The organism is Micrococcus sp. Mcc89 (assembly GCF_024519795.1).
Classification (GTDB): Bacteria; Actinomycetota; Actinomycetes; order Actinomycetales; family Micrococcaceae; genus Micrococcus; species Micrococcus luteus.
Genome location: NZ_JALJRI010000049.1, coordinates 1 through 3,102, shown reverse-complemented (window position 1 = coordinate 3,102; position 3,102 = coordinate 1). Strand labels below are relative to the sequence as shown.

Annotated in this window: 2 protein-coding genes and 1 pseudogene; 1 reads left to right on the top strand and 2 read right to left on the bottom strand. The window is 66.9% G+C overall.

Annotated features, from left to right (window positions below; genetic code table 11):
* Nucleotides 1-51: 51 nt before the first annotated feature.
* Both NR072_RS05925 and NR072_RS05920 read right to left on the bottom strand, forming a co-directional pair.
* Nucleotides 52-672, bottom strand: a complete 621-nt coding sequence (locus NR072_RS05925; protein ID WP_225348377.1) for a class I fructose-bisphosphate aldolase — start codon at nucleotides 670-672, stop codon at nucleotides 52-54.
* A gap of 96 nt (nucleotides 673-768) precedes the next feature.
* Nucleotides 769-1,179, bottom strand: coding sequence for a four-helix bundle copper-binding protein (locus NR072_RS05920; protein ID WP_044659891.1), 411 nt, complete (start codon nucleotides 1,177-1,179; stop codon nucleotides 769-771).
* Between the two features lie 659 nt (nucleotides 1,180-1,838).
* Here NR072_RS05920 and NR072_RS05915 point away from each other — a divergent pair.
* Nucleotides 1,839-3,040 (top strand): annotated as a pseudogene (locus tag NR072_RS05915) (IS30 family transposase).
* Nucleotides 3,041-3,102 lie beyond the last annotated feature (62 nt).

The window sequence follows — 3,102 nt, the reverse complement described above, 5'->3', positions numbered from 1 at the left end:
GACATGTCCCCAGGGTCTCAGCTGACTCGTGCATCTATTCTCAGACACGCCCTAGTCGTCTCCGAGCTTGTCCAGTTGGGCGAGGATTGCCGCCTTGAGCTGGTCCTCCACCTCGGCCTTGCGGGGGCTGCGGATATCCACCTCGGGCTCGATGATGGGCACCAGCCCGGTAACGAGGATCTGACGGGCGAGCCCGAACTGCTGCTCCACGACGGAGCCCACCCCGTCCCCGGGCAGCTTGATGACCGAGCGCATCTTCGTCCCGAACATGTGCTTTTCGACGGCTCGAGACAGTAAGTCATCCAGGTGCGGGATGGGTTTCATGAGCTGGGCGCCTTGCTGTTCCGGGGCCAAGCCCTGGTCGATTTTGAGGAAGGGCACGATGCCTTTGCTGTTCCACAGGTAGTCGCCCGTGGGGGAACCCTCCACCTGGCGGTTCATTGTGTTCTCGAACAGGATGGCCCCCATGACGCGCTCACCGTCGAAGCTGGGGCTGGTGATGATACGTGTGCGCACCTGGTGTACCAGGTCGAACATCTCCTCTGGGCCGGAGTAGGCATCCTTGTCGATCCCGTAGAGGTGCAAGGCCGCCGGGGTGCTGCCCCCGCTCTGGTCCAGCGCCGCGACGAATCCGGCACCGTTCCTGACCCTCTGATACTTCTCCGAGTCCATGGGAGCCTTCCGCGGCGAGGGAGCACGGTGGTCCGGGTTCCCTGCGCACGTCATGGACGACTGGCCGCCCTCAAGGGGGAACGGTCATCAGCAGGCTCAACCCAGGGTGACGAGCAGGTCCGCGCAGGCCTGTTCACACCGGCGGCAGGCCTCGGCACACACCTTGCAGTGCTCGTGCATCTGGGCGTGGCTCTCGCATTCGTCCCCGCACGTCTTGCAGGCGGCCCGGCAGGCCTCGAGCAGGGCGCGGGTGGTCTCGACGTTGGTGCCGGTCTGCCGGGACAGCATCCGGCCTGTGGCGGCGCACACATCGGCGCAGTCCAGGTTCAACCGGATGCACTGCCTCAGGTCGGCGACCATGTCCTCGGCCAGGCAGGCGTCCGCGCAGGCGGTGCACGTCTGGGCGCACTCGAAGCAGGCCTGGATGCATTCGGCCAGTTTCTGCCGATCGATGTTCCCCACCTCCTTCGGGTAGGTCTCCAGCATGGCGCTCACGTGATGGGTCATGATGTGCTCCTTCGTCGATCTGATCCGACGCACCGGCCTTCGCCGGCCCGCCCTTTCATCGACTGTAGACCGCCCCGCCGACGCGGGTGAAGGGCTCAACCTTGAAGGTTCCGTGAAGATCGCCGGCCACGGAGGCCCGCGGACTCCTTTACGGGCAGGGATGACGCAGGTGTGACCAGCCGCCCCTCAGCCCGACCGACGGCCCTGAGGACCACGCCGACGGGGAGGACCAGCAGGGCTCGCCTCAACGTGGATCCTGTCGGACCGGACGGTCGGTGTCGGGAAGAGCGCTTATGCGATCCGACCAGGGGCGTCGAGGCCGCCGGTGCAGGGTTGCCGGGTGCATTCGGACCGAGGATCGCAAGGTGGATTCAATCGGTCGTCGCAACACCCTCTCGGAATCACTGGAGGTATGGGCGATGGCAAGCAAGGACTGGGCGAGGAAGATCAGTGACGTGCCCGAGGGGACACGTCGGCAGTGGAGAGCGGATCGGGCCTTGCGGGCCCCGATGCGCTCTCCTGGCAGGCCGCAGCCCTCACGGGAGGTCCAACGCCAGTTCTGGCGTGTAATCGCCACCGGTGTCACCACGGTCGAGGCATCCCTGACTGTGGGCGTGTCCTGGCCCGTCGGGGCGCGCTGGTTCCGTCACGCTGGCGGGATGACCCCGCTGTCCTTAGCCGAGCCCACCGGCCGGTATCTGTCCTTCGCTGAGCGTGAGGAGCTCGCGATCCTCCATGCCAGGGCCAGGGGGTCCGTCAGATCGCACGCACGCTGGGACGTGATCCCGGCACGATCAGCCGTGAGCTGCGCCGTAACTGCGCCACTCGTTCCGGGAAGCAGGAGTACCGGGCCACGGTGGCGCAGTGGAAGGCCCAGGAAGCTGCCAGGCGGCCCAAGCCGGCGAAGCTGGCCACGAACCAGCGACTGCACGACTACGTCCAGGCACGCCTGAACGGGGTGGTCCTGGGCCCCGATGGCGTGGCCGTGCCGGGACCGGTCGGGCCCGGTTTCAAGGGGCGGAAGATGAAACCGCGCCGGGCGGACCGGCGGTGGTCCACGGCGTGGAGCCCTGAGCAGATCAGCCACCGGCTGCGCCTGGAGTTCCCGGATGATGTGTCCATGCGGATCTCTCATGAAGCGATCTATCAGTCCCTGTTCATCCAGGGGCGTGGGGCGCTCAAGCGTGAACTCGTCGCGTGCCTGCGTACCGGGCGGGCTCTGCGCGAGCCGCGGGCACGTACCCGGAACAAGCCCCAGGGCCACGTCACCGAGGACGTGGTGTTCAGCAAGCGCCCACCCGAGGCCGCTGATCGTGCTGTGCCCGGGCACTGGGAAGGGGACCTGATCATCGGGACCGAGCGTTCAGCGATCGGGACTCTGGCCGAGCGCAAGAGCCGGGCCACGATCCTGGTCCACTTGCCCCGCCTGGAGGGATGGGGTGAGCGGCCGCCGGTGAAGAACGGGCCGTCGCTGGGTGGGTACGGGGCTGAGGCGATGACCGCGGCCCTGATCAAGGCGATGGCGACGGTGCCGGAGCAGCTGCGTCAGAGCTTGACGTGGGATCGGGGCAAGGAGCTGGCCGGGCATGTCCAGTTCACGATGGCCACAGGCACGAAGGTGTTCTTCGCTGACCCCCACTCGCCGTGGCAGCGGCCGACGAACGAGAACACGAACGGGGTGCTGCGGCAGTACTTCCCCAAGGGCACGGACCTGTCGAGATGGTCGGCCGAGGACCTCGCAGCAGTCGCGTACACGCTGAACAACAGGCCCAGGAAGGTCCTGGACTGGAAGACTCCCGCGGAGGTCTTCGCCGAGCAGCTACGCTCGCTCTCAACGCACGGTGTTGCAACGACCGGTTGAACCCGCCCAATTTCGAGCCAGGCGGTTCGTGGAGACGCTCCGGGTCAACGGCCTGGTCGGGT

Bases quoted from the DNA above. Each gene is read 5' to 3' on its own strand.
- NR072_RS05925 (WP_225348377.1), bottom strand. From the start codon at position 672: ATGGACTCGGAGAAGTATCAGAGGGTCAGGAACGGTGCCGGATTCGTC.
- NR072_RS05920 (WP_044659891.1), bottom strand. From the start codon at position 1,179: ATGACCCATCACGTGAGCGCCATGCTGGAGACCTACCCGAAGGAGGTG.